A 22,660-nucleotide genomic window follows, 5' to 3' on the forward strand; every position below is an offset into this window, starting at 1 on the left:
AACGGACAGCCCGACGTGGCGCCGTCACTGCGGCTCGAGCAGCACCACCGGGATCAACCGTCCGGCCGCGCGCTCCTGATAGAACGCGAAGTCCGGCATCGCCGCCACGAACCGCGGCCACCACCGCTCCCGTTCGTCCGCGGTCGCCACGCGCGCGTGCACCGGCCGCACCGCACCGCCGACCTCGACGACCGTGTCCGGGTGCGCGAGCAGATTGTGGAGCCAGGCGGGATGCTCCGGCTCCCCAGCCTTCGACGCCGCGACCGCCAGCACGCCGTCCGCCTCGACGTACATCAGCGGGGAGGTCCGGCGCACGCCGCTGCGCGCGCCGACGTGATCCAGCAGCAGGATGCGGCCGCCCCGCCAGCCGGGCACGCGCCCGCCGATCCGGCCGCGCGACCACCGATAGACGCGCACGTGCACCGTCGTGGACCGACGACCCAGGTAGATACCGCGACGATTCGCGAATCGCGAACCGGCCGAGACCATTCGACCGAAGAGCGCCATACCGCCAGTAAACACGACACCGGTCCGTGAGCCCGGCCTCGCACAGACCGCTCTGTTCCGTCCACAGGATTCGAGACACGTCACCAATGCGCCTGCGTCCCACTGAGGCCGCCTGGAGCGACTTTTCCGTTACCGGCGCACATGCGCCTGACCAGTGTCGTTGCCGGATCCGCGAAACGCCGGGACTATCGAAGGGGAGGGCTCAGTGCCGTCGAGATGCGTTGGGGCAGGGTGGCCCGAAGGTGACGAGTGGCGAAACTCAATGAGCGGCCCAGTGTGTCGCTCTTGCGCGGACCGGATGGACCGACCGACAGTGAGAGGGTCGCCGCCTGATGAGCGAATACACGGCAAACGCCGTGTTGGTGCCGAACCGCACCGGCTCGCGCGCGCCCGACACCGAGCCCCGGCAGAGGAATCGGCACGGAAGGATCGAAGGCGATGACCGATATGACCATCGACGCGGCGGTCGGCCGCACCCCGTTCGCGCGACCCACGGTGGCCGTGGCAGCCACACCGGCCCCGACCATACCGGCCCAGGCCGCGGCGGCGCGGCCGTCGACGGTGTGGGAGAAGGCCAAGACCGCACTGGTCACCCGGACGCTCGGACACCGCCAACTGGTCACCGCCCCGCGCCTGGTGATTCCCTTCGGCGACAACGGTCTCGCCTTCCGCGTCTCGTCGTTCGCCGCCGAAGCCGAGCAACTCGCCCTCGACCCCCGCGTCCTGGTCCAGCCCGGGGACTGGCGCGGCAACCCGGCCGTCGGCAGCCGTCAGCTCATGGGCCACGCCAACCTGGTCGCCCAGGGCGACCTGCTAACCCAGGTAGAAGCGGCGATCGACGCCAAGTACGGCTGGCGCACCTCACTGGCCAAGGCCGCCCACCGCCTCGCCAACGGCTCCGCCCCCTACGGCAATATCGTCGTCCTGGTCACCGTCTTCGAACCCGGCCCGCTCGCGCTTCCGCCGGTCGGCTGACCGCGCCGGCCGACGCCGCACCCGACGTCTCGTCGCGACCACCCTGCGCCGCGCCCAATCTGGCGGCGTGGGTATTCGCGGGTCCCACACCGCCCGCCTCCGCTACGGCAGACAAGCCTCACGTCGCGCCGATCTCGCGGCATGGCACACCGCGCGCCCAACTGCGGTTCGCGACATCGCCGGCAGCGCGGCGCCCATGTCCGCCGCACCACGGACGACCCCTCCGCGTGGCTAGCCTTGCGGCGCGGCCGGTTTCGTCGCCACCCAGTGGGTGACCGGGAGTTGGGGGCGCCAGGCGGTGAAGCCGCCGAGGGGTTCGGCGCGGTAGATCTGGAAGCGGCGCAGGGTGCCTCCGTGCTCGTCGGCCAGGCGCAGCAGCAGGCTGTCGGATTCGGCGGTGACGGCGCTCGCGACCAGACGCCCACCGGGACGCAGGCGCGACCAGCAGGCGTCGAACATTCCGTCCTGCGTCAGGCCGCCACCGACGAAGATCGCGTCGGGGGCCGGGAGATCGGCGAAGGCGTCGGGGGCCGGGCCGTGGACATCGATGCCGGGGACGCCGAGGGTGGCCGCGTTGGCGGCGATCTGCTTGCGGCGGCTCTCGACTCGTTCGAACGTGACCGCCCGGCAGGACGGGTGGGTGCGGCACCATTCGATCGCGATGGTCCCGGATCCGCCGCCGACATCCCACAGCAGTTCGCCGGGCGCGGGAGCCAGCGCCGACAGGGTGAGGGCCCGCACCTCCGACTTGGTGAGCTGGCCGTCGCCGTCGTAGACCTCGTCGGGGAGGCCGGGCACACGGGTCAGCCGCAGTGCCGACGGATCGGCCACGCAGTCGATCGCGATGATGTTCAACGCATCACCGAGGGGGTGATCCCAGCGCGCGGCGGTACCGGTCACCAGGCGTTCGGCGGGGCCGCCGAGCTGTTCCAGGACCGTGAGAGCCGATTCGCCGAATCCATTGCGTGCCAGCAGCTCCGCTACCGCGGCCGGAGTGTGCTCGTCGGAGCTCAGGACGAGAATCCGGCGGCCGGAGGACAATTCCGGGAGCACGGTCTCCACGCGCCGGCCGACCGCGCTGACGACCGGTGTCGCATCCAGCGCCCAGCCCAGACGGGCGCACGCCAGCGACACCGACGACGGCTGCGGCAGCACGCGCAGCGCTTGGGCGCCAACCAGTTTCGTCAGGGTCACGCCGATGCCGAAGAACATCGGGTCGCCGCTGGCGAGGACACCCAGCTTGCGGTCGGCGTACTCGCGGAGCAGTCCCGGGAGGGCGGGCACCAGCGGCGAGGGCCACGCCACCCGCTCCGCGCCCGTCTCGCCCTCCGGGATCAGCGCCAATTGCCGTGTGGAGCCGAGCAGGACGTCGCAGGCGGCGATCTCGCGCCGCGCCGGACCGCCCAGACCGTCCCAGCCGTCGGCCCCGATCCCGATCACGGCGATCGGGACCGACGGCGCGGGAAGCTCGGTCATCGGCGGGCCCGCCGCCACACCGCGTAGGGCGTGAAGCGCATGGCGATGAACAGCAGCCGAATGCGGCGCGGCACATCGACAGTGCGGGCGCGCCGGTACAGGCTCGCCACCACCGCGTCGGCCACCTGGTCCGGGGTGCTCGACATGATGGCGGGCTTCATGCCCGCGGTCATGCGGCCGATGACGAAGCCGGACCGCACCATCAGCAGGTGCACACCGCTGCCCTCGAGGGCCATCTGCAGGCCGCCGGCGAAGCCGTCCAGGCCCGCCTTGGCCGATCCGTACACGTAATTGGCGCGCCGCACCCGCACGCCGGCGATGGAGCTGAAGACCACGATCTGCCCGTCACCCTGCTCGCGCAGCAGGTTCGCCAGACTGGTCAGCACGCTGACCTGCGCCACGAAATCGGTCTGCACGATCGCGACCGCGTGTTCGGGGTCCTGCTCGGCCAGTGCCTGATCCCCGAGGATTCCGAAGGCCACCACCGCGACACCGATGCGCCCGTGCTCGGCGATGATCTTCTCCAGCAGCGGCTGGTGCGAGGCCATGTCGTCGGCGTCGAACTCGACGCAATGCACCGCCGCCGCCTCCGCGATCAGCAGCTCCTTGGTCTGCGCCTGTAACCGGTCGGCGCCGCGCGCCGCGAGAATGACCTCCCGGCCCGGCGACAGCCGGCGCGCCACTTCCAGCCCGATCTCACTGCGCCCGCCCAGCACCAGTACGACGCCCTTGTCGACGTCCCGCGATCCGAAACCCATGGCCCACAGTGTGCCACCCGGGCACCGCCGCCCGGTGCGCCCGACGGCGGATTGCTAGCGTCGAATCATGACCAGCACCGCCGCACGCCCCGAACTGTCCCCCGCCGCCGCCGACTTCGTCACCGAGCGTCACCTGGCCACCCTGTCCACGCTGCGCGCCGACGGCACCCCGCACGTCGTCGCCGTCGGATTCACCTGGGATCCGGAGGCCGGGATCGCCCGCATCATCACCAATGACGGCTCGGTGAAGGTCAACAATGTGCGCCGCTCCGGGTACGCGGCGGTGAGCCAGGTCGACGGGCCGCGCTGGATCACCCTCGAGGGACCGGCCACCGTGCTCGACGACCCGGCCGCGGTGGCCGACGCCGTCGACCGCTATGCCGGCCGCTACCGCCAGCCCCGCGAGAACCCCACTCGCGTCGTCATCGCCATCGAAGTCCGGCGCGTCCTCGCCAGCAGCGTCTTCAAGCCGGGTGCTCCCGCCCTGGACCACTGATCCCAGCGACCCAGCCGAGGTCGGGTTGCCGTTACCAGCAGCGAGCGTAGATCCCCGACGCGCACCGAATCGGCATGCCGCGATCGGTGCGCAGGGGAATCACGTTGCCGACGTGGCGCTTTACAGCTGGGTCAGCCCGTGGGGACGCTTGTTCATCGACTCGCAGCCGTCCGCGGTGACGATGACGATGTCCTCGATGCGAGCGCCCCACTGGCCGGGGAAGTAGATGCCCGGCTCGATGCTGAACGCCATGCCCTCCTGCAGGACCAGGTCGTTGCCCGCCACGATGTAGGGCTCCTCGTGCACCGACAGGCCGATGCCGTGGCCGGTGCGGTGCACGAAGTAGTCGGCCAGCTCGGCCGCGGCCAGCACGTCGCGGGCGGCGGCGTCGATGGATGCGGCGGTGACGCCCGGGCGGACGGCCGCCACCGCGGCGGCCTGGGCGCGTTCCAGTTCCGCGAACTGGGCCGCCACCTCCTCACTCGGCTCGCCGAGGATGTAGGTGCGGGTGGAGTCGGAGAAGTAGCCGGGCTCGACCGGGCCGCCGATATCGATGACCACCACGTCACCGGGCTCGATCACACGGTCGGACACCATGTGGTGCGGGTCCGCGCCGTGCGGGCCGCTGCCGACGATGACGAAGTCGGCCTCGGTGTGGCCCTCCTCGACGATGGCGGCGGCGATATCCGCGCCCACCTCGGCCTCGGTGCGGCCGGGGCGCAGGAACTCACCCATGCGGGCGTGCACCCGGTCGATGGCCGCGCCCGCGCGCCGCAGGGCCTCGGTCTCGCTGGGGTCCTTGCGCATTCGCAGCTCGCGCAGCAGTGGGGTGGCCGAAACCGGTAGCGAGCCAAACTGATCGGCGATGGGCAGCAGGTGCAGGGCGGGCATCACATCGGTGACCGCCACGCGCGCACCGGCATTGAGCACGCTCTTGACGATGCGGTACGGATCGACCCCGTCGACCCAGTCCACGATCTGCAACCCCAGCTCCCCGGCCGCCGACCCCTTCAGCGAGGCCAGCTCCAGCTTCGGGATCACCACCGAGGGCGTCTCCCCGCTGGCCGGGATCACCAGGCAGGTCAGCCGCTCGAACGACTGCGCCCGCGACCCCATGAGAAACCGCAGGTCAGGCCCGGGAGTGATGAGCAGCGCGTCCAGATGCGCATCCCTGGCCAATCGCGCGGCGCGCTCCAACCGCGCCCCATAGACCTCCGCCGCGAACCGTGACTCGTCATGAGAGCTCATGCCATCCGACGCTACTCCCCCACCCCGCCACCCTCCAGCCACCACCGAACTTCGCACCCCCACCACCGGGTACCCCCACCACCGCATCACCCGACCACCCTGCCGCCGAGCACCTTTCGATCCACGAACGCCTCCCGTGGTGCGCGCATCGCACCGTGGTATCCCGCGCACGCCGCCGCCCCGCTACCGGTCCGCGCCCTGAGCACGCCGGCCGCGGGCCCCACGACGTCCTGCCACTGCCGCGGGCCTCGGTGGAACGACGCAGATGCTCGGTGGAACGACACAGCCGCTCGATGCCAAAGCCCCTGTAAACGGTCGATCCGCACCTGGCCACCGGTAGAGCGTTCCGTCCCGCAGATCCGAGCGCCGAGCCGTCTCGCCCCGCCGCAGCCACGGTCAGCGCGTCGAATTCGATGGGCCCGGGCGCGAATCCGAGGGTCCGACTCCCCGTGCCGTCATCGGCCGCGCTGTCGGACGCGAACGGTAGGGTCGTGCGCTATGAGCAACCCTGCCGCCGGTCCGCTGTTGCTGCTCGATGGGGCCAGTCTGTGGTTCCGGGCGTTCTACGCGATCCCGGAGAAGATCACCGCGCCCGACGGGCGGCCGGTGAACGCGCTGCGCGGGTTCACCGACATGATCGCCGCGCTGGTCAAGCAGCACGCGCCGAGCCGGCTGGTGGTGTGCCTGGACCTGGATTGGCGCCCGCGGTTCCGGGTGGACCTGCTGCCGTCGTACAAGGCGCACCGGGTGGCCGTGGTCGCGGGCGAGCCGGTCGCGGGCGAGCCGGTCGCGGGCGTGATCGCGGAGGAGGTTCCCGACACCCTGACCCCGCAGGTCGACATGATCATGGAGCTGCTCGAGGCGGCGGGCATCACGACCGCGGGCGCGGCGGGTCTCGAGGCCGATGACGTCATCGGGACGCTGGCCACCCGGGAGGGCGCCGACGAGGTGATCGTCGTGAGCGGCGATCGCGATCTGCTGCAACTGGTCCGCGATACACCGGCGCCACCGGTGCGGGTTTTCTACGTCGGGCGCGGGCTGGCGAAGGCCGAGCTGTGGGGTCCGGCCGAGGTGTCGGCCAAATACGGTGTGCCCGAGGACATCGCGGGCCCCGCGTACGCCGATATGGCGACCCTGCGCGGCGATGCCTCCGACGGCCTGCCGGGTGTGGCCGGAATCGGTGACAAGTCCGCCGCCCAGCTGATCACCAAGTTCGGCTCGGTGGAGGCGCTGCGCGAGGCGGCCGCCGACCCGGACTCCGATCTCGCCAAGGGCGTGCGCGCGAAACTCGTTGCCGCCGACGACTATCTGAAGGCCGCGGCCCCGGTGGTGCGAGTCGTCCGCGACGCCACCGTCGAATACTCCGGCCCCGACCTGCTGCCCCGCACCCCGGCCGACCCGGAACGACTGGCCGCGCTGGCCGCCGCCTACAACGCGGAGAGCCCGGTCAAACGCCTGCTCACCGCCATGGCCAAGCGCTCCGCGTCCTGACCGAACGCGCCCGTCGCGTCGACTGCGAGCCGACCGCTGTCAGCGGCGGATCGGGCCTACAGGCCACGTTTCGGGCTTGCCGTCGAGGTCGGTGATGGCGGCTTCGGTGAAGTAGCCGTCCTGCACCTTGCGCAGCGTCACGTGGGTCGCGCCGCTGGCCGTGCGCCCGGCCGCGCAACTGGGCTCGCACACCCGCCGGTATTCGGTGCCGTCGCCCTCGGCGGTGTCGGGACCCCAACTGCTCCAGGTGATGTCGCGGACGCTGAGCCCGCCGTCACCGCAGGCCAGCAGCATGCTCGCGGGTTTCTCCACGGCTTTGTTCGCGACACAGTCGTTCACCACGGGAGCTTCCATCCGCGACGCGGCGAAGGACGCGACGACCGACGACGGCGCGGGTCCGGCCGACGACGCCTGCCCCGCGCAGGAGGTGGTGACAAGTGCCGCGGCGGCGACCGCCAGTGTGGTGCCGGCCAGTCCGATGGCCCGAACGAACGAATTCACATCGCCCCCCGATCACGATCAACCGAAAGAATTTCGGCCCACCTTACTCGCAACGAGCATCCAGACAACCCCTGGCAAACAGAAGGGTCCGGCCGCGATTCCCAATCGCGCCCGGGCCCAACACCTTTGCCTCGAAAATCAGTTCGGGCGGCCGACCTCGTAGGTGCCGTCGTCCTTGGTGATCTTGATGGTGACCTTCTTGCTCTCGCCACCCACCTTGAGCGTGCAGTCGAAGGTCTTGTCGACCTCGACCTTCTGCCCCGACGGGCACTTCACGTCCTGCACGTCGTCGATGCCGTAGGTGTCCTTGAGGACCTTCTGCACCCCGGACTGCACGGCGCTGTTGTCGAGCTGGTCCTTGCTCAGCAGCCAGGCCAGACCGCCGCCGACCGCGGCCAGCACCACGACGATCGCGACCACCACGCCGACGATCACACCGGTCTTCTTCTTGCCCGCGGGCGCCTGCTGGCCGGGCTGCGGCCACTGCTGCCCGGCCTGCTGGTTCCAGTCCTGCTGGCCCGGCTGACCCTGCTGCGGCCACTGGGGCTGCGACTGCCCCCACTGCTGATCGCCCTGCGGCTGCTGCTGCCACTGCGGCTGGCTCTGCCCCCACTGCTGGGCCGGCTGCTGCGGCTGCGACTGCCCCCAGGGCTGGGCGGGCTGCTGCGGCTGGGACTGGCCCCACGGCTGCTGGCCGGGCTGCTGCTGCGACGGATCGCCCCACTGCGCGGTCGGCTGGGCGGGCTGCTGACCGCCCCACTGCTGAGTCGGCCCGGCGCCGGGCGCGGGCTGCTGTCCGCTCCACTGCAGGGTCGGATCGTTGTTGCCCCCCGCCGGGGCGTCATTCGGTCCGTACGGGCCGCTCATCTGCTTGCCTCCAATAGCAATCCGTTGTACTCACGCTAGCCCCCCGAGCGGGAACACGCGCATGCTCCCGCTGCGGTCGGTACATCCAAGAATCAAAGCACAGTCGTATCTACTACGCCGCGTCCACGGCTACGACACCCCGGCGGATGGCGCGCACCGCCTTGCTGGCCGTGGCCGCCACCTCGACGTCGTCGGCGGTGTTGTGAATCTGGTCGAGCAGGTCGATGACCTGACGGCACCAGCGCACGAAATCGCCCGCGGAGAGCGGGTTTCCGCGATCACCGCTGGCGAGCAGGGCGTCGGCGAGGTCGTCGCCGCGCGCCCAGGTGTAGACGCCCGTGACGAAACCGAGGTCGGGTTCACGGGTGGGCTGCACCCGGTGCCGGGACTCGTCGGAGCGCAGCTGCGACCACACCCCGATGGTGGCGTCCACGGCCCGCCGGATGGGCGCGGTGGGCCCGGACGCCCCCAGGTAGCCGCCCTCCTGCCGGGACTCGTACACCAGGATCGACACCACCGCGGCCAGTTCGGCCGGGCCGAGCCCGCGCCACAGCCCCTGCCGAAGGCTTTCCGCGACAACCAGATCCGCCTCGGCGTAGATCCGGGCCAGCCGCCGCCCGTCCTGGGTGACCTCGCCGTTCTCGACGTAGCCGCGTTCCTGGAGCAGCCCGAGGATGCGGTCGAAGGTGCGCGCCAGGGAGTTGGTGGTGGCCGCCACCTGCTGGCGTAGATGCTCGGTCTCGCGTTCGAGGCGGTTGTAGCGTTCCCCGATGCGCGCCAACTGCTCTCGATCCGGCCGCGAGTGTGCCGGGTGGTTGCGCAGGGCGCGCCGCAGGGTCTGCAGGTCGCGGTCGTCGGCGGCCTTGGACTTGCCGGCGGTGCGGGGGCGGCGCGGCATGGTGATGCCGGTGCTGCGCAGCGCCGAGGCCAGATCGCGGCGGACCCGCGCGGTGCGGTGGTCCACGTGCTTGGGCAGCCGCAGCCGGCCCAGCGATTCGGCCGGGGTCGGGAAGTCGGCGGCCGAGACGCGACCGGCCCACTTGTCCTCGGTGAGCACCAGCGGACGCGGATCCCCCGGTGTCGCGTCGGGTTCCAGGATCACCGCCAGCCCCTGCCGGCGGCCCGACGGAATCGCCACCACGTCGCCGCGCCGCAGCGCGGTCAGCGACGACACCGCGGCCTGCCGCCGGTCGGTGCGGCCCTGCCGTTCCAGGTTCCGTTCCCGGTCCCGGATGCGTTCGCGCAGCTGGATGTACTCGAAGAAGCTCTCGTCACCGAGCTGCGAGCGCAGCTTGCGCAGCTGGGCCTCGTTGCGTTCGATGCCCCGCACCAGGCCCACGACCGACCGGTCCGCCTGGAACTGGGCGAAGGAACGCTCCAGCAGCGCACGCGATTCCACCGCGCCCATGCGATCGACCAGATTGATCGACATGTTGTAGCCCGGCCGGAACGACGACCGCAGCGGATAGGTCCGCGTCGAGGCCAGACCCGCGACCGCGCTGGTGTCGACCTCGGGCTGCCACAGCACCACCGCGTGACCCTCGACATCGATGCCGCGACGCCCGGCGCGTCCGGTGAGCTGCGTGTACTCCCCCGGCGTCAGTTCGGCGTGGCTCTCGCCGTTGAACTTGACGAGCCGTTCCAGGACCACCGTGCGCGCGGGCATGTTGATGCCCAGTGCCAGTGTCTCCGTGGCGAATACCGCGCGCACCAGTCCGCGCACGAACAGGTCCTCGACGGTGTGCCGGAAGGCGGGCAGCATGCCCGCGTGGTGCGCGGCGAAGCCGCGGTGCAGCGCCTCGCGCCACTCCCAGTAGCCGAGCACCTCGAGGTCGCTCTTGGGCAGATCCCCGGTGTGCTTCTCGATGATCTCGTCGATCACCGCGCGGTCGTCCTCGCGGGAGAGGTCCAGGCGCGAGCGCACGCACTGGGCCAGCGCCCCATCGCATCCCGCGCGGCTGAAGATGAAGGTGATGGCGGGCAGCAGCCCCTCGTCGTCGAGCCGGGAGATCACCTCGGGGCGCGGCATGGGCCGGAACGAGCGCCGCGGCCCGCCGCGCCCGCGCCCGGGCACGCCCCAATTGTCCATCCGGTCAACGGATTCGCGGTGCTTGATATAGCGCTGCAGATCCTGGTCGACGACGACCTTGGCGTCGCTGGACTTGGGATCGAACAGATCGAACATGCGCTTGCCGACCATGACGTGCTGCCACAGCGGCACCGGCCGGGTCTCGTCGACGATGACCGCGGTGTCGCCGCGCACCGTCTCCATCCACGCGCCGAACTCCTCGGCGTTGGAGACCGTGGCGGACAGGCTGACCAGGCGCACCTCGGGCGGCAGGTGCAGGATGACCTCTTCCCACACCGCGCCGCGGAAGCGGTCGGCCAGGTAGTGCACCTCGTCCATGACGACGTACGAAAGTCCGCGCAGCGCATCCGATCCCGCGTAGAGCATGTTGCGCAGCACCTCGGTGGTCATCACCACCACCGAGGCGTCCGGATTGATGGACTGGTCACCGGTCAGCAAACCGACCTCGTCGCGCCCGTAGCGGGCGGTGAGGTCGGCGAACTTCTGGTTCGACAGCGCCTTGATGGGCGTCGTGTAGAAGCATTTGCCGCCCGAGGCCAGGGCCAGGTGTACCGCGAACTCGCCGACCACCGTCTTGCCGGCGCCGGTGGGCGCGCAGACGAGCACACTGTGCCCGCCCTCGAGCGCCGCACACGACTGCCGCTGGAACGGATCGAGCTCGAATGTCAGTTCGGCGGTGAATGCCGCCAGTTCGCCAGTAAGCGACCTTGATGTCACGCGTCAGAGGGTATCGGAGTAATCCGACACGACTCCCGTGGTTTTCTCCACCGGTGTGGCGCTCACCGGCTCGGCGCCGGGCACCGGGGTCGCGGCGTCCACCCCGCCGGGCGCGGTATCGAGCGGGGAGGCCTCGTCGTCGGCCAGCTTGTCGCAGGCCGCCGCGTTGCGGGCCTTGCGCTTGTCGTTGATCCGCGCGACCTGCACCGCGATCTCGAACAGCAGGGTCAGCGCGAACGCCAGCGCCAGCATGGAGATCGGATCCTGCGGGGTCACGATGGCCGCGAACACGAACAATCCGAAGATCAGCCCGCGCCGCCACTTGGTGAGCCGTTCGTAGGTCAGCACCCCGAGGAAGTTCAAACCCACGATGAGCAAAGGCGTTTCGAAGCTGACGCCGAAGATCACCAGCAGCTTGATGATGAAGCTGAAGTACTGCGCACCCGAGAGCGCCGTGATCTGGACATTGTTGCCGATGGTCATCAGGAAGCTGAGCGCGTGCGCGACCACCCAGTAGGCCAGCACCGCGCCCGCGACGAACAGCGACGCGCCCGCCGCCACGAACGCGATCGCGTACTTGCGTTCCTTCGCGTACAGGCCCGGGGTGATGAACGCCCACAGCTGGTACAGCCAGAACGGGCTGGCCACCACCACACCCGCGGTGGTGCCGACCTTCAAGCGCAGCGTGAACTGCTCGAACGGGGCGGTCGCCAGCAATCGGCAGGCGCCGTCGGTGCTGAGATTGGCCCGCGAGGAGGCCGGGAGCGCACAGTAGGGGCCGCGCAGGATCTCACCGAGGCTCTCGATCCCGAACAGGGTGTGCGAGTACCAGAAGAACCCGAACAGGGTGCCGATCGCCACCCACGCCAGCGCGATGAGCAGGCGTTTGCGGAGCTCCGAGAGGTGCTCCACCAGGGACATGGTGCCGTCGGGGTTCGTACGGCGCTTGCTGCGCCGCGGATCGAACGGGATGCGAATACGCATGTGAGTGTGACTGCCTCCGCCTTACGGCCACAGAAGACGTGGGCGCGGGTGCGCCCCCGGACCCGGACAACACCACATCCGGGATGAGCCCACGCTCATCCCGGATGATGGCCGATTCAGGCCTTCTGCTGGTCGTTCGGCTGTGCCGCGGGCTGCTGCACCGGCTGGGCGGGCGGCAGCTGCGCCGGCGGCTGCACCGGCTGGGCCTGGGCCTCGGGAGCGGCCTCGCCCGTCTTGCCCTCGTTCTGCATCTGGCTGACCTCGGTCTTGAAGATGCGCATCGAGCGACCCAGGCTGCGGGCCGCGTCCGGCATGCGCTTCGAGCCGAAGAACAGCAAGAAGATCAGCACAACGATCAGCAAGTGCCACGGGCTGATGGCGCCTGTCATTCCATTACCTCCAAAGACTTGGTGAGTCCGATGCTACCGGACCCGCATACCGCGAACCTCGTTGTCAACCCTCGTTCGCCGCGTCGTCACGCACGGCGCCCTCGAGTTGTGCCAGCAATTCCGCTCCCGACCAGGTGCGCCGGTCGCCGTTCTCCGCGGCTGTCACGAGTTCTATCAGCTTCTGGTTCACCGGCGTGGGTATTCCTACCATGGCACCGAGGCTGACGATTTCTCCGCACAGCCAAGGGATTTCGGTGGCGCGCCCGGCGGCCAGGTCGTCGGCCATGGACGAGCGGGCCACCGGATCGATGGCCAGCACACGTCCGGCAACTCGACGGAAGACGCCGTCGGGCGCGGTCAGCAGACGCGCCATCAGCTCCGGCGGCAACGGGGTGAGCCGGGCCGGGCGGATCCGCGCGGCCGCCATGGCGGCCAGCGCCTCGCGCTGGGCCAGGGCCAGGCAGCGCCGGTAATCGCGGGACCCGAGCTCCTCGCGCAGCGGGCGGCCCGACAGCGCGTTGATCGGGTTGTTCAGGTTGAGCAGCAGCTTGGCCCATTGGATGGACAGCAGGTCGGCATGACGTTTGAAGCCCAGACCCGACCGGGCGAAGACGCCGGTGAACCGGTTCAGCACCGCATCGTCGGCGATGTCGACGGTGCCCGCGGTGCCGCGGTGGAAGCGGCCCTCGTCACGGTGGACCACGTTGAACATCACCATGCCGGGCAGCACCACGCAGGTGGGCAGGATCTCACGGATCACCGCGTCGTTGCCGATGCCGTTCTGCAGGCTGAGCACCACGGTGCCGGGCGCGAGCACCCCGGCCAGCTCGGCGGCGGCGGTCGCGGTGCCCGCGGACTTGACGGTGATCAGCACCAGATCAGCCTCATCGGTGGGCTCGGTGGCCGTCCGGAACGCGGTCGGCTCGACGGTGACGTTCTTGCCGTCGAGGTCGGTGAGCCGCAGGCCGTACGCGTTCAGCTCGTCGAGGATGCGCGGACGGCCCACGAAGGTCACCTCCGCGCCCGCCGCGGCCAGCCGCCCGCCCACATAACACCCGATGCTGCCCGCGCCGAGCACCGTCACCCGGAAACTCAAGCGGGACCGACCTCCTCGAGCCCGGCGAGATCCCCGAGCCCGGTGTCGTCGAGTCCGGCGTAGGCGGCCAGCGCCGAACCGGACCGATCCCGCACCGCGGTCACCAGTTCGGCGGGGCCGAGCACGGTGACGCCCGCGCCGAAGCCGAGCAGCAGCCGCGCCATCCAGTCCAGGGTGGCGAAGCGCATGGTGGCCTCGAGGCTGCCGTCGGGGTGGGTGGTGACCTTGTGCATCGGGTACTGCTCGAGCACCCACGCGTAATCGGGGCGAATCAGCAAGCGCGCCAGCGGGACCGCGGGATCGTCGACGAACAGGTCCAGCGCCGCGGACTCGTCGAGGGCGGCCTCGGCGGGCGGGCGCGCGGGCTCGTCGAGTTCGGTGGCCTCCTCGATCCGGTCGAGGCGGAACAGGCGCACGCCCTCGGCTTGCCGGCACCACGCCTGCAGGTAGCTGTTGTTGTCCACCAGCACGATTCGGATCGGGTCCACGACGCGTTCGGACACCACATCGCGACTGGCCGAGTAGTAGACCAGGCGCAGCGCGTGGTCGTGCTCGACGGCGGACCGGACGGTCGCCACCGCGGGCGCTTCCACCGGCGCGGGCAGCGCAGGACCCGCGAATTCCCGTCCGGAGATGGCCGATTCGATCTTCGCCGTGGCCGAGTGCGCGGCGCTCGGATCCACCATGCCGGGCAGATCCGCGATCGAGCGCAGGGCCACCAGCAGCGCGGTCGCCTCCAGGGAGGTCAGCCGCAGCGGGCGATCGATGCCGGCGCTGAAGGTGACCTCGATGCTCTCCTCGGAGAACGACAGGTCGATCAGGTCACCGGGCCCGTAGCCGGGCAGGCCGCACATCCACAGCTGGTTCAGGTCGGTCATCAGCTGCTTGGTGGTGACGCCGAGTTCGGCCGCCGCCTCCGCCGCGCCGATGCCCGGGTTGGCCTGGAAGTACGGAATCATATTGAGCAGCCGGGCCAGCCGGGTCGACAGGCGGCTACTCGCCGCCGCGCTGCCCCGCCGGTCCTTCGCGCCCTCCGACGCCCGGGCTCCGTCACCCTTGCGGGCATTGTCGATCACGCTGTCTCCCCGGCGTTTCCGCGACGCGTCCGCACTCACGCCGTCACCTCCGTCCGCTCCAGCACCGACTTCAGGCGCGCGATCACGTTGTCGCGCAGGTCCTCCGGCGCGAGCACCAGCGCGTCCGCGCCGAGTCCGGTGATGAGCCGGGCCAGCCAGTCGCGGGACCGGATCGGCACCTCCACGATCGAGCCGGGCCGCCCGCCCAGCACCCGGTCCTCCATGATCGGTCCGAGGCGGCGGATCTCCTGGCCCCGCCCCTCCGCCACCCATACCGTGGCCGATCCGGTGATCGGCGACTGCGCGGTGACCTCGGCGACCACGGCGCGCAGGTCCAGGTCCTCGGGTTTGTGCACGGCATTGGCCGGGCCGTATTCGATGACGTCCTCGTCGATGCGGGAGATGCGGAACACCCGTTGCGCGTCGCGCACATTGTCGTGCGCGACCAGGTACCAGCGGCCGTGGTGGGTCACCACACCCCAGGGCTGGACATCGCGTTCGACCGGATCCCCGTGCGACTGCCGGTGTTTGAACCGCACCGACCGTCCGGCATCGATCGCGGCGAGCAGCTTGCCCAGCACCGGCTCCGAGCCGCGTGTCCGCGCCGGCACCGCGGGCACCGCCGACACCCCGGCGTCGGGCTCCACGTGAATACCGGCCGCGCGCAGCTTGAGCAGACCGCCCTCGGCGGCCGCCGCCAGCTCCGGCGACTCCCACAACTGCACGGCCACCGCGACCGCCGCCGCTTCCTCGCTGGTCAGATCGATGTCCGGGAGCTCATAGGCATCCCGGTTGATGCGGTAGCCCTCGACACTCGACAACCGGCTCACCGGCCCGATCTCGAGGGGTATGCCCAGATCGCGCAGCTCGTTCTTGTCGCGCTCGAACATCCGGCTGAAGGCCTCGTCGCTCGCGGACTCCTCGTACCCGGCGACCGACTCCCGAATCCGCTCCGCGGTCAGGAACTGCCGGGTGGACAGCAGCGCGATAACCAGATTCATCAACCGCTCGACCTTGGATATCGCCACCCCGTAGAGAGTAATGGGAGTGTCGCCGAGTCGGCGCATGGGCGGTCGCGTTTTTCCCCTAACCCGCCCCATAACGCGCGGAACGGGCCGCGAACCGAGTGATTCGCGGCCCGTTGCCGGACGAGGTCCCCGGGATCCGGGGGTTCGGGGCGAAGCCCGGCCTCGGGGGGCGGAGGCCCGAGTCCCGAGAGCTGGGCCGTTCCCTACATGGAGGCGATGAGCCGGTCCACGCGCTCGTCGACCGAGCGGAACGGGTCCTTGCAGAGCACCGTCCGTTGCGCCTGGTCATTGAGCTTGAGGTGGACCCAGTCGACGGTGAAGTCGCGGCCAGCCTCCTGCGCGGCGGTGATGAAATCGCCGCGCAGCTTGGCCCGGGTGGTCTGCGGCGGCGTGGTGACCGCCGCGTCGACCGCATCGTCCTCGGTGATCCGCTTGGCCAGACCCTTGCGGGCGAGCAGGTCGAAGACCCCGCGTCCGCGCTTGATGTCGTGGTAGGCCAGATCCAGCTGGGCGATCTTGGGGTCGGACAGCTCCATGTTGTAGCGGTCCTGGTACCGCTGGAACAGCTTGCGCTTGATCACCCAGTCGATCTCGGTGTCCACCTTGGCGAAGTCCTGCGCCTCGACCGCGTCGAGGGTACGGCCCCACAGATCCACCACCGCGTCGACCTGCGGGTCGCGGTCGCGGTTGCGCAGGTGCTCGACGGCGCGGGCGTAGTACTCGCGCTGGATCTCGAGCGCCGACGCCTGCCGCCCGCCCGCCAGCCGCACGGGCCGACGACCGGTGAGGTCGTGCGAGACCTCGCGGATGGCGCGAATCGGGTTGTCCAGAGCGAAGTCTCGGAACGCGACGCCCGCCTCGATCATCTCCAGCACCAGCGACGCCGTGCCCACCTTCAGCATGGTCGTCGGTTCGGCCATGTTCGAGTCGCCCACGATCACGTGCAGGCGCCGGTACTTCTCGGCGTCGGCGTGCGGCTCGTCACGGGTGTTGATGATCGGCCGCGACCGCGTGGTCGCCGACGACACCCCCTCCCAGATGTGCTCGGCCCGCTGCGACAGGCAGAACGTCGCCGCCTTCGGCGTCTGGAGCACCTTCCCGGCCCCGCAGATCAGCTGCCGGGTAACCAGGAACGGCAACAGCACGTCGGAGATCCTCGAGAACTCCCCGGCCCGGACCACGAGGAAGTTCTCGTGGCAGCCGTAGGAGTTGCCCGCGGAGTCGGTGTTGTTCTTGAACAGGTAGATATCGCCGCCGATACCCTCCTCCGCGAGCCGCTGCTCGGCGTCTATGAGCAGGTCCTCCAGGACCCGCTCGCCGGCGCGGTCGTGAGTGACCAACTGCACCAAGCTGTCACATTCGGCCGTAGCGTACTCCGGATGGGAACCGACATCGAGGTAGAGCCGGGCACCATTACGAAGGAACACGTTCGAGCTACGGCCCCAGGAAACTACCCGGCGGAACAAGTACCGGGCCACCTCGTCAGGACTCAACCGACGGTGACCGTGGAACGTGCACGTCACCCCGAATTCGGTCTCGATCCCCATGATTCGTCGCTGCACCCTATCGACATTACAGCGGAATAGTGCCCGGTAACGGCCTTGTCGGAGCACTGATGCAAACGTATTCACAACGATTTAGCACGGCATGCAACGCGGCACGCGCTCTACCCTGCGAAAAAGCAAGGCTCCTTTGCACTCTGCTATTGAGAGTGCAAAGGAGCCTTATCCCGAATAGCGGGATTTGCCGACGTCGCCGGGGCCTTAGGACGGGTCCCCGCCCGACGGCTTGTCGGCCTCGGCGGCCGTTTTCGCGTTCGGCGCCTTGCCGGTGATCAACTCCGACAGCGCGGCGCCCTGGACCCGGCGGAACGCCCGCCGCGGCCGGGACTGCTCGAGGGTTGCCACCTCCAGGGAGGAGACGCCCACGGTGCGCTGCTTGTCCTTGTCGCCCTCGGGCACGGCCTTCTGTAGCGCGGCCACCGCCGTGGTGATGGCCGAATGCAGGTCCATGCCCGGCTTGTAGGAAGCCTTCAGGGCGGTGGTGATCGGGTCGGTGTTGCCGCCCATCACCACGAATTCCCGTTCGTCGACGATGGATCCGTCGAAGTTGATGCGGTACAGCACCGAGTTCGTGGACTGCTCCGGGTACCCCACCTCGGCGACGCAGATCTCCACCTCGTAGGGCTTGAGCTGGTCGGTGAAGATGGTGCCCAGGCTCTGCGCGTACAGGTTGGCCAGGAACCGGCCGGTCACGTCGCGGCGGTCGAACTGGTAGCCGCGCAGGTCGGCCTGCAGGATGCCCCCGCGGCGCAGCGCCTCGAACTCGTTGTACTTGCCGACCGCGGCGAAACCGACCCGGTCGTAGAGCTCACTGATCTTGTGGAGGGTGGCCGAGGGGTTCTCGGCCACGAACACCACGCCCTTGTCGTAGACCAGCACGATGACCGAGCGGCCGCGCGCGATGCCCTTGCGCGCGAGCTCGGTCTTGTCGCGCATGATCTGTTCGGCCGACGCGTAATACGGCAGTGTCATGCTTCGCCGATCCCCTCTGCCGCCAGCGCGGCCCGCTCCTCCACCATCGCCCGGGTGATCTCCTTCAGGCGCTCGTCGGTGACCTCCACGGTGCCCTCGGAGTCGATGACGATGGCCGTCGGGTAGATGTTGCGCATGGTGTCGGGACCGCCGGTGGCGGTGTCGTCGTCGGCGGCGTCGAAGAGCGATTCGATCGCGATCCGCAGCGCCCGGTCCTGGTCGAGGCCGCGCGCGTAGGTCTTCTTCAGCGACGATTTGGCGAACAGGGAACCCGACCCCACCGCGGTGTACCCGAACCGCTCCTCGCTGCGCCCGCCGACCACGTCGTAGGACACGATCCGCCCGGACTTGTCCGGGTCCGGCGCGTCCGGGTCGAAGCCGACCAGCAGCGGGACCACCGCCAGCCCCTGCAGGGCGGCGGGGAGGTTGTCGCGCACCATCTTCGACAGCTTGTTGGACTTGCCGTCGAAGGTGAGGGGCACGCCCTCGATCTTCTCGTAGTACTCGAGCTCCACCGCGAACAGGCGGATCATCTCGATCGCCATCCCCGCGGTACCGGCGATGCCGGCCGCGGAGTACGTATCGGTGATGTACACCTTCTCGATGTCACGCTGGGCCAGCAGGTTGCCCTGGGTGGCGCGACGGTCGCCCGCGATCAGCACACCGCCGCGGTAGCTGACCGCGACGATGGTGGTGCCGTGCGGAGCGATATCCGACGGCACGCCCGGATTCGGGTGCGTGCCGCCGGATCCGAATCCGTTGCCGGGCAACAGTTCCGGAGCGTGTAAACGCAGGTACTCGGAGAAAGAGGATTGGGCGAACCCCAACTGGAGCCGCAGGGGGTCACCTTGGGTCACTGGCCGCCCTTCTGCACGTATGCGCGGACGAAGTCCTCCGCGTTCTCCTCGAGCACGTCGTCGATCTCGTCGAGCAGGTCGTCGGTTTCCTCCGCCAGCTTCTCGCGACGCTCCTGTCCCGCCCCACCGTCGCCGACCGGGCCCTCGTCCTCGTCGCCGCCACCGGCGCGCTTGGTCTGCTCTTGTGCCATAGCAGCCGACCTCCTCTGTGATCATCGGCGAGCACCGGAGAAGACCCGATGCTCGTGCCGTCAACAGTACCCACCAGCGGGGACAACATGCCGGATTAAACGTCATTGTGCTGTGCCCGCGATCTCTCCGCCGCCATGTCGCGGACACGAAAAAGGGGTACGGGGTTCAGTTCCCGTACCCCTCTCACGTGGGCCTAGTGGGTCAGCTGGCGCACCAGTTCCGAGGCGGTGTGCACGCCGTCCAGGAGTTTGCCGACGTGGGACTTGGTGCCGCGACGCGGTTCCAGGGTGGGGATCCGCACCAGCGAGTCGCCGCCCAGGTCGAAGATCACCGAATCCCAGCTGGCCGCCGCGATATCCGCGCCGAACCGGCGCAGGCACTCGCCGCGGAAGTAGGCGCGGGTGTCGGTGGGCGGGTTGGTCATGGCGTCGGTGACCTGCTGCTCGGTGACCAGGCGCTGCATGGAGCCGCGCGCCACCAGGCGGTTGTAGAGGCCCTTGTCCAGGCGCACGTCGGAGTACTGCAGGTCGACCAGGTGCAGCTTGGGGGCGGCCCAGGACAGGCCCTCACGCGAGCGCATGCCCTCGAGCAGGCGCAGCTTGGCGCACCAGTCCAGCAGGTCGGCGCATTCCAGCGGGTCGCGCTCGAGCAGGTCCAGCACGTGGGCCCACTTCTCGATGACGTCCAGCACCCGCGGGTCGTCGTTTCCGGTGCGGTCCATGAACTTCTCGACCCGGTCGAGGTAGATGCGTTGCAGCGCAAGGCCGGTCAGTTCGCGGCCGTCGGAAAGGGCAACGGTGGCACGCAGAGTCGGGTCGTGGCTGATGGTGTGCACGGCGGTGACCGGGCGGGCCAGCTGCAGATCCGAGAAGTCCTCACCGGCCTCGATCATGTCCAGCACCAGCGCCGCGGTGCCGACCTTGAGGTAGGTGGACCATTCGGCGAGGTTGGCGTCGCCGATGATGACGTGCAGGCGCCGGTACTTGTCGGCGTCGGCGTGCGGCTCGTCGCGGGTGTTGATGATGCCGCGCTTGAGGGTGGTCTCGAGACCGACCTCGACCTCGATGTAGTCCGCGCGCTGCGACAGCTGGAAACCGGGGGTGTCACCGGACTGGCCGATGCCCACGCGCCCGGACCCGCACACCACCTGCCGGGAGGCGAAGAACGGGGTCAGGCCCACGATGATCTGATTGAACGGGGTCTCCCGGCTCATCAGGTAGTTCTCGTGGGTGCCGTAGGAGGCGCCCTTGCCGTCCACGTTGTTCTTGTACAGCTGCATGCGGGCCGCGCCCGGCACGCTGGAGGCGTAGCGGGCGGCGGCCTCCATGACCCGTTCACCGGCCTTGTCCCAGATCACGGCATCGAGGGGGTCGGTGACCTCGGGCGCGGAGTACTCCGGGTGGGCGTGGTCGACGTAGAGGCGGGCCCCGTTGGTGAGGATCATGTTGGCCGCCCCGACCTCGTCGGCGTCGATCACCGGCGCGGGCCCGTTGAGCCTGCCGAGATCGAAACCGCGCGCGTCGCGCAACGGCGATTCCACCTCGTAATCCCAGCGTGTGCGCTTGGCGCGCGGCACGCCCTCGGCCGCGGCGTAGGCGAGCACCGCCTGGGTGGAGGTGAGAATCGGGTTGGCTGACGGCTCGGTCGGCGTCGAAATGCCGTACTCGACCTCGATTCCGATGATGCGCTGCATGGCTTCGAGCCTAGGCGAAAGGCGGGCCCGGACGCGGCCGGACTGTCCGGGTCGGTCTCATTCGCGAGTCGTACGCCGGATCGTCCTCGCGGGCGATCCGCCCGGGACCGGCGCGACGGCACAATCACCTGCATGGTCGAATCGGCTCCCCTCCCCCGCCCGCCGCACCCGGTCACCACCGTCGCCGACGACCCCGATCCCGCACCCGCCCAGCCTGTTTCGAGCCGGGTGGCCGCGCTCGACGTGCTGCGCGGCATCGCGATCCTGGGCACCCTGGGCACCAATGTCTGGATCTTCACCAATGCCGAAGGGCTGCTCGGCTACATCGCGCGCAGCGACGAGCCGCATGGGGCGTGGCTGTGGATCGAGCGATTCCTGCAGCAGCTCGCGCAGGGCAAGTTCCTGGGGCTGCTGACCATCATGTTCGGCATCGGGCTGGCTATCCAGCAGCGATCGGCCGTGCGGGGCGGGCGCGCCTGGCCGGGCAGCTATCCGGTGCGGGCGGGGCTGCTGTTCCTCGACGGCCTGCTGAACTTCTTCCTCGTCGCCGAGTTCGACGTGCTGATGGGGTACGCGATCACCGGCCTGGTGGTGGCGTTCATCCTGGCCACCGGCCCGAAGGCGCAGCGGCGCTGGCTCATCGCGCAGGCGAGCGTGCATCTCACCCTGTTGTCGCTGTTCGCGGTGGCGATCGCGGTCGGATCTCCCGATGATTCCGGCCCGCGCCGGACGCTGGATCCGAATCCGTACGCGGACGGCTCGTTCTGGGATCTGGTGGCGTTCCGGTGGGAGCACCTGCTGGTGTTCCGGCTCGAACCGCTGCTCATCTTCCCGATGTCCATCGCCCTGTTCCTGCTGGGTGCGCGCCTGTTCCGGGCCGGGATCTTCGAGCCGGGCGGGGCGCGAATCCGCAAGCGGCTCATGCTGATCGGGTTCGGCATCGCCGCGCCCGTCGACCTGGCGCTGGGCCTGATCGGCGGCGATCTGATCCTGCTGGCCCGCTACGGCACCGCGCCCGTGGTCTCGCTGGGCCTGCTCGCCCTGGTCGCCGAGGTGTACGCGCATCGGCCCCGGCCCGGCTGGGTGGGCCGCCGTTTCGGCGAGGTCGGGCGAATGGCGTTGAGCTGCTACATCCTCCAGAACCTGGTGGCGGGATTCCTGTGCTACGGATGGGGTCTGGGCCTGGCGAGCCTGGTGTCGGCCAACGCCCGGGTGCCGTTCACGGTGGGGATCTACGTGCTGGTGTGCGCGCTCATGCTGGTCTTCGCCCACTTCTGGCTGCGCCGCGTCGAGCGCGGACCGGTCGAGTGGCTGTGGAATCGCAGCTATCTGGCCCTCACCGGTGCGGCGAGGGGCTAGTCGACCTCGTCGATGGAGCGCAGGTAGGGCGCCTGCCCGTCGATGCAGGACGAGAGCCGGTAGAGCGAATGGGCCGGTACGAAATCGACGAACTGCTCGCTGCCGGAGGAGCCGCCGCCGTCCGAGTCGTGGTACTCGCACTGCATGTAGCCGGAGACCACGTATTCGGTGTCGGTGTCGTTGCGGCAGTCCAGGACGTCGCAGTGCAGTCCGGCGGGAAGTTCGGCGTCGGCGCCGGCGGAGGCGGCCGGAGCCAGTGCGGCCCCGGCGATTCCGGTGAACACGGCCAGCCGGGCGAGAGTGCGTGCAGCCATCGGAGTCCTCGGG

Annotated in this window: 22 protein-coding genes; 4 read left to right on the plus strand and 18 right to left on the minus strand. The window is 69.7% G+C overall.

Features of this window, described 5'->3' with window-relative positions; genetic code table 11:
- Positions 1 to 24: 24 nt before the first annotated feature.
- Positions 25 to 507 carry a nitroreductase family deazaflavin-dependent oxidoreductase gene (locus ACFRAQ_RS33930; RefSeq protein ID WP_379107061.1) on the minus strand — a complete coding sequence of 161 codons (483 nt, stop codon included), beginning with the start codon at positions 505 to 507 and terminating at the stop codon, positions 25 to 27.
- Between the two features lie 438 nt (positions 508 to 945).
- Between ACFRAQ_RS33930 and ACFRAQ_RS33935 the strand changes: the two genes are divergently transcribed.
- The gene (locus ACFRAQ_RS33935; protein WP_379107063.1) at positions 946 to 1,482 is read left to right on the plus strand and encodes a hypothetical protein; all 537 of its coding nucleotides are present in this window, start codon (positions 946 to 948) and stop codon (positions 1,480 to 1,482) included.
- A gap of 231 nt (positions 1,483 to 1,713) precedes the next feature.
- Here the strand turns inward: ACFRAQ_RS33935 and cbiE are convergent, their stop codons facing one another.
- Together cbiE and ACFRAQ_RS33945 are read right to left on the minus strand one after the other, a co-directional pair.
- On the minus strand, positions 1,714 to 2,958 hold the full coding sequence (gene cbiE, locus ACFRAQ_RS33940; protein ID WP_379107066.1) for a precorrin-6y C5,15-methyltransferase (decarboxylating) subunit CbiE: 1,245 nt from the start codon (positions 2,956 to 2,958) through the stop codon (positions 1,714 to 1,716).
- On the minus strand, positions 2,955 to 3,716 hold the full coding sequence (locus ACFRAQ_RS33945) for an SDR family NAD(P)-dependent oxidoreductase (RefSeq protein ID WP_379107068.1): 762 nt from the start codon (positions 3,714 to 3,716) through the stop codon (positions 2,955 to 2,957). The genes cbiE and ACFRAQ_RS33945 overlap by 4 nt, the downstream gene beginning before the upstream one ends.
- 67 nt (positions 3,717 to 3,783) lie before the next feature.
- Here ACFRAQ_RS33945 and ACFRAQ_RS33950 point away from each other — a divergent pair, with 67 nt between their 5' ends.
- A complete protein-coding gene (locus ACFRAQ_RS33950) occupies positions 3,784 to 4,212 on the plus strand; it encodes a PPOX class F420-dependent oxidoreductase (RefSeq protein WP_379107071.1) in 429 nt (142 codons plus the stop codon).
- A gap of 120 nt (positions 4,213 to 4,332) precedes the next feature.
- Here the strand turns inward: ACFRAQ_RS33950 and ACFRAQ_RS33955 are convergent, their stop codons facing one another.
- Complete coding sequence (locus ACFRAQ_RS33955) at positions 4,333 to 5,460, minus strand: M24 family metallopeptidase (protein WP_379107073.1); 1,128 nt, start codon at positions 5,458 to 5,460, stop codon at positions 4,333 to 4,335.
- Between the two features lie 498 nt (positions 5,461 to 5,958).
- Here ACFRAQ_RS33955 and ACFRAQ_RS33960 point away from each other — a divergent pair, with 498 nt between their 5' ends.
- Positions 5,959 to 6,951, plus strand: a complete 993-nt coding sequence (locus tag ACFRAQ_RS33960) for a 5'-3' exonuclease H3TH domain-containing protein (RefSeq protein ID WP_379107076.1) — start codon at positions 5,959 to 5,961, stop codon at positions 6,949 to 6,951.
- A gap of 39 nt (positions 6,952 to 6,990) precedes the next feature.
- Here the strand turns inward: ACFRAQ_RS33960 and ACFRAQ_RS33965 are convergent, their stop codons facing one another.
- The 13 genes from ACFRAQ_RS33965 to dop all read right to left on the minus strand — a co-directional run bounded on the left by ACFRAQ_RS33965 (position 6,991) and on the right by dop (position 20,974).
- Positions 6,991 to 7,452 (minus strand): hypothetical protein, encoded by a 462-nt coding sequence (locus tag ACFRAQ_RS33965; protein ID WP_379107078.1) that lies wholly within the window; start codon positions 7,450 to 7,452, stop codon positions 6,991 to 6,993.
- A 138-nt stretch (positions 7,453 to 7,590) separates the two neighbouring features.
- Complete coding sequence (locus ACFRAQ_RS33970; RefSeq protein WP_379107081.1) at positions 7,591 to 8,319, minus strand: DUF4333 domain-containing protein; 729 nt, start codon at positions 8,317 to 8,319, stop codon at positions 7,591 to 7,593.
- Between the two features lie 112 nt (positions 8,320 to 8,431).
- Entirely contained in the window at positions 8,432 to 11,125 is a 2,694-nt protein-coding gene (locus ACFRAQ_RS33975) for a DEAD/DEAH box helicase (protein WP_379107083.1), read from the minus strand.
- A gap of 3 nt (positions 11,126 to 11,128) precedes the next feature.
- A complete protein-coding gene (gene tatC, locus ACFRAQ_RS33980) occupies positions 11,129 to 12,103 on the minus strand; it encodes a twin-arginine translocase subunit TatC (protein ID WP_379107221.1) in 975 nt (324 codons plus the stop codon).
- Positions 12,104 to 12,225: 122 nt separating this feature from the next.
- On the minus strand, positions 12,226 to 12,498 hold the full coding sequence (gene tatA / locus ACFRAQ_RS33985) for a Sec-independent protein translocase subunit TatA (RefSeq protein ID WP_357085454.1): 273 nt from the start codon (positions 12,496 to 12,498) through the stop codon (positions 12,226 to 12,228).
- 64 nt (positions 12,499 to 12,562) lie between these two features.
- Positions 12,563 to 13,594: a 2-dehydropantoate 2-reductase gene (locus ACFRAQ_RS33990; RefSeq protein ID WP_379107086.1), complete on the minus strand. Its 1,032-nt coding sequence runs from the start codon at positions 13,592 to 13,594 to the stop codon at positions 12,563 to 12,565.
- Positions 13,591 to 14,583: a helix-turn-helix transcriptional regulator gene (locus tag ACFRAQ_RS33995; protein ID WP_379107223.1), complete on the minus strand. Its 993-nt coding sequence runs from the start codon at positions 14,581 to 14,583 to the stop codon at positions 13,591 to 13,593. The genes ACFRAQ_RS33990 and ACFRAQ_RS33995 overlap by 4 nt, the downstream gene beginning before the upstream one ends.
- A gap of 122 nt (positions 14,584 to 14,705) precedes the next feature.
- The gene (locus ACFRAQ_RS34000; protein ID WP_379107088.1) at positions 14,706 to 15,698 is read right to left on the minus strand and encodes a helix-turn-helix transcriptional regulator; all 993 of its coding nucleotides are present in this window, start codon (positions 15,696 to 15,698) and stop codon (positions 14,706 to 14,708) included.
- A 203-nt stretch (positions 15,699 to 15,901) separates the two neighbouring features.
- Positions 15,902 to 17,260: a Pup--protein ligase gene (pafA, locus tag ACFRAQ_RS34005; protein WP_357085449.1), complete on the minus strand. Its 1,359-nt coding sequence runs from the start codon at positions 17,258 to 17,260 to the stop codon at positions 15,902 to 15,904.
- Positions 17,261 to 17,461: 201 nt separating this feature from the next.
- Entirely contained in the window at positions 17,462 to 18,232 is a 771-nt protein-coding gene (gene prcA, locus ACFRAQ_RS34010) for a proteasome subunit alpha (protein WP_379107090.1), read from the minus strand.
- Entirely contained in the window at positions 18,229 to 19,089 is an 861-nt protein-coding gene (gene prcB / locus ACFRAQ_RS34015) for a proteasome subunit beta (RefSeq protein ID WP_379107092.1), read from the minus strand. The genes prcA and prcB overlap by 4 nt, the downstream gene beginning before the upstream one ends.
- Complete coding sequence (locus ACFRAQ_RS34020) at positions 19,086 to 19,280, minus strand: ubiquitin-like protein Pup (protein WP_033089305.1); 195 nt, start codon at positions 19,278 to 19,280, stop codon at positions 19,086 to 19,088. The genes prcB and ACFRAQ_RS34020 overlap by 4 nt, the downstream gene beginning before the upstream one ends.
- Positions 19,281 to 19,474: 194 nt before the next feature.
- Entirely contained in the window at positions 19,475 to 20,974 is a 1,500-nt protein-coding gene (gene dop / locus ACFRAQ_RS34025) for a depupylase/deamidase Dop (RefSeq protein ID WP_379107094.1), read from the minus strand.
- 132 nt (positions 20,975 to 21,106) lie between these two features.
- Here dop and ACFRAQ_RS34030 point away from each other — a divergent pair, with 132 nt between their 5' ends.
- Positions 21,107 to 22,333, plus strand: coding sequence for a DUF418 domain-containing protein (locus ACFRAQ_RS34030; protein ID WP_379107096.1), 1,227 nt, complete (start codon positions 21,107 to 21,109; stop codon positions 22,331 to 22,333).
- Here ACFRAQ_RS34030 and ACFRAQ_RS34035 read toward each other — a convergent pair.
- Positions 22,330 to 22,647: a hypothetical protein gene (locus tag ACFRAQ_RS34035; protein ID WP_379107098.1), complete on the minus strand. Its 318-nt coding sequence runs from the start codon at positions 22,645 to 22,647 to the stop codon at positions 22,330 to 22,332. The two genes, ACFRAQ_RS34030 and ACFRAQ_RS34035, sit on opposite strands and share 4 nt — an antisense overlap.
- Positions 22,648 to 22,660: the final 13 nt, after the last annotated feature.

The sequence above is a fragment of the Nocardia sp. NPDC056611 genome (assembly GCF_042792755.1).
Taxonomy (GTDB): Bacteria; Actinomycetota; Actinomycetes; order Mycobacteriales; family Mycobacteriaceae; genus Nocardia.